Genomic DNA, 3181 nt, shown 5'->3' with positions numbered 1-3181 from the left:
CCTCAAGACCCATGCGACGGCACTCGTCCATGAATTTAGTAACATCTTTGATCTGGTTCATGTTATTAGAAAGCGTAGCTGCCATAAATTCGGCACCATAGTTTGCTTTTAGATAAGCCGTTTGATAAGCAATCCACGCATAACATGTAGAGTGAGATTTATTAAAGGCATAAGAGGCAAATGCTTCCCAGTCCTTCCATACCTTTTCAAGAATAGTGCGATCATGACCGTTACCTTCTCCAGCATCTAGAAATTTAGGTTTCATCTTTTGCAGCGTTGCCATTTGCTTTTTACCCATGGCTTTCCTCAAAACGTCTGCATCACCTTTAGAGAAGTTAGCCAGTTTTTGAGAAAGCAACATCACTTGCTCTTGATATACCGTAATACCATAAGTCTCCTTAAGGTATTCCTCCATGGCGTCTAGATCATAAACGATCTCTTTACGGCCATGTTTACGATCAATAAATTCTGGAATATATTCAAGAGGTCCTGGACGGTACAAAGCGTTCATGGCGATAAGATCAGCAAACTGAGTAGGTTTGAGCTCTCTCATGTATTTTTGCATCCCAACACTTTCATACTGGAAGATAGCAGTAGTTTCTCCACGCTGGAAAAGCTCATAGGTTTTCTCATCGTCTAACGGAATGGATTCTATGTCAAGCTCTATTCCATGGCGTTCTTTAATGATGGCGACCGTATCTTTTATTTGACTTAAGGTTTTTAACCCTAAGAAGTCCATTTTTAATAGACCTGCGCTTTCTACAACTTCGTTATCAAATTGAGTTACATAAAGGTCAGAATTCTTTGCTGTTGCAACAGGAACAAAGTTTGTCAAGTCATCTGGCGTGATAATTACTCCACAAGCATGAACACCAGTGTTTCTCACAGATCCTTCTAGAATACGTGCTTGCTTTAATGTTTCAGCAGTAAGGTCATTTCCTTCGGCGAGTCCTCGCAGTTCTCGCACCATATCTGCATCATCGCCTCTAAATTTGCTGCCTATTTCGTTGTCTTCTAGAGCAAAAATCTTTTTGAGTTTAGCAAAGTCAGGAATCAACTTAGCTACGCGATCTGCATCTTGAAGTGGCAAGTCTAATGCTCGAGCAGTATCTCTAATAGAAGACTTTGCTGCCATTGTTCCATAAGTGATAATTTGTGCCACTTGAGAAGCTCCATATTTTTCAATTACATAATCCATAACCTTATGACGATTTTCATCATCAAAATCAATATCAATATCGGGCATGGATACACGATCTGGATTTAGGAAACGCTCAAAAAGTAAGTCGTAATGAATAGGGTCTACATTTGTAATCCATAAACAATAGGCGACTACACTTCCAGCAGCACTTCCACGTCCAGGACCTACGGCAACATCCATTTCTCGTGCCGCTTTTATAAAGTCCCAAGTAATTAAGAAATATCCAGGATAACCAGTTCTAGCAATCGTGTCCAATTCAAATTCTAATCGTTCTTCGATTTCTGGAGTGATTTCTCCGTAACGTATTTTGGCACCTTCATAGGTAAGGTGTCTTAAATAGTTATTTTCTCCATTTTTAGTTTTTTCTATCGCGTCATTTGCATCTACAAATTCGGCTGGTATATCAAAGGCAGGTAAGAGTACATCTCGTGCCAGTTCATAAGCTTCTATTTTATCAACTACTTCTTGCACATTAAAAATAGCTTCTGGAAGATCTTTAAAAAGCTCTTTCATTTCCAGGTCGCTCTTATAATAATACTCTTGATTAGGTAAACCGTATCGATAACCACGCCCGCGACCTATAGGTGTAGCCTGCTTTTCATTATCCTTTACACAAAGCAAAATGTCATGCGCGTTTGCGTCATCTTTATGGATATAATAGGTGTTGTTAGTAGCAACAATTTTCACCTCATGTTTTCGAGCAAATTGCAGCAATACTTCATTGGCTCTGTTTTCATCCTCTTGGCCATGGCGCATGATCTCGATGTACAAGTCTTCACCAAAATGTTCTTTCCACCACAATAAAGCTTCTTCGGCTTGTTTTTCTCCTAGATTTAGAATCTTAGAAGGTACTTCACCATACATGTTACCAGTGAGTACAATAAGATCTTCTTTGTATTCTTCTACCAGCTTTTTATCAATACGTGGCATGTAGTAAAAACCGTCTGTATAGGCTTTACTGGCCATCTTGGCTAGATTGTGATAACCATTTTTATTTTTGGCTAATATGACGATTTGATAACCATTATCTTTATGAGTGCGGTCGTGCATATCTTCACAAACCTGAAATTCACAGCCTATGATAGGTTTTATAGGGCTACGTTGTGATCCATCTTCAGCATCTACGAGACTAGCATTATATGATTTTACAGCTTTTACAAAATGAAAAGCTCCCATCATATTTGCATGATCTGTCATCGCAACTGCAGGCATGTCGTTTGCTGCTGCCGCATCTACTAGATCTTTTACACTAGCAGTAGATTGAAGAATAGAAAACTGACTGTGTGAATGTAAATGAGCAAATTTTACTTCATTTAACTCATTGAGATTCTCTTTTATTTCTTCTTTGGTAATCTCAGGAGCTGCTTCGGTTTTAAGTTTTTCAGATGCTTTTTTAAGATTGACATGCGGTATTCCTACCGGTTGGATAGTGGTAGGGTTGCTTTCGCGAAAGCGAGAAAAATAACCATCTTCTACTCCTAATTGAGCCAGTGAGTATTGCTCCTTTCTAATAAGTTCTAGGAAACATCTAGTCGTTGCTTCAACATCTGCAGTGGCATTATGCGCCTCGCCAAAAGGTTGCTGAAATAAAAACTCATGCAACTCTGTAAGTGTAGGAAGTTTGAACTTTCCATAGCGACCACCAGGGATTTTACAAAGATTTGCTGTGTGCTCTGTACAAGTGTCTAGAACAGGTAGCTCTTGAAGATCATTACCTATTTGAGTGCGTTCAAACTCGGCTCCTGTAACGTTGAGGTCAAATTTTAAGTTTTGACCTACTACAAATTTTGTTTTACTCAACGCAATGTTGAATTTAGCCAGCATTTCTTCTAGAGGGATCCCATCTTTTTGAGCCAATGCTGTAGAAATACCATGTATGCGCTCTGCATCATAAGGAATGTCAAAACCGTCTGGCTGGATTAAATAATCTTGTGCCTCGATAAGATTTCCCATAGCATCATGCAATTGCCATGCAATTTG

1 protein-coding gene is annotated in these 3181 nt (G+C 39.1%); it reads right to left on the bottom strand.

Features of this window, described 5'->3' with window-relative positions:
• Window positions 1-3181 (bottom strand): DNA polymerase III subunit alpha (dnaE, locus tag A9Q93_RS08995; RefSeq protein ID WP_303687065.1); only part of this gene is annotated, 3181 nt, incomplete at both ends.

This window comes from Nonlabens dokdonensis, assembly GCF_002162835.1.
GTDB classification, from domain to species: Bacteria; Bacteroidota; Bacteroidia; order Flavobacteriales; family Flavobacteriaceae; genus Nonlabens; species Nonlabens dokdonensis_B.
This window is presented reverse-complemented; position numbering and strand designations above follow the sequence as displayed.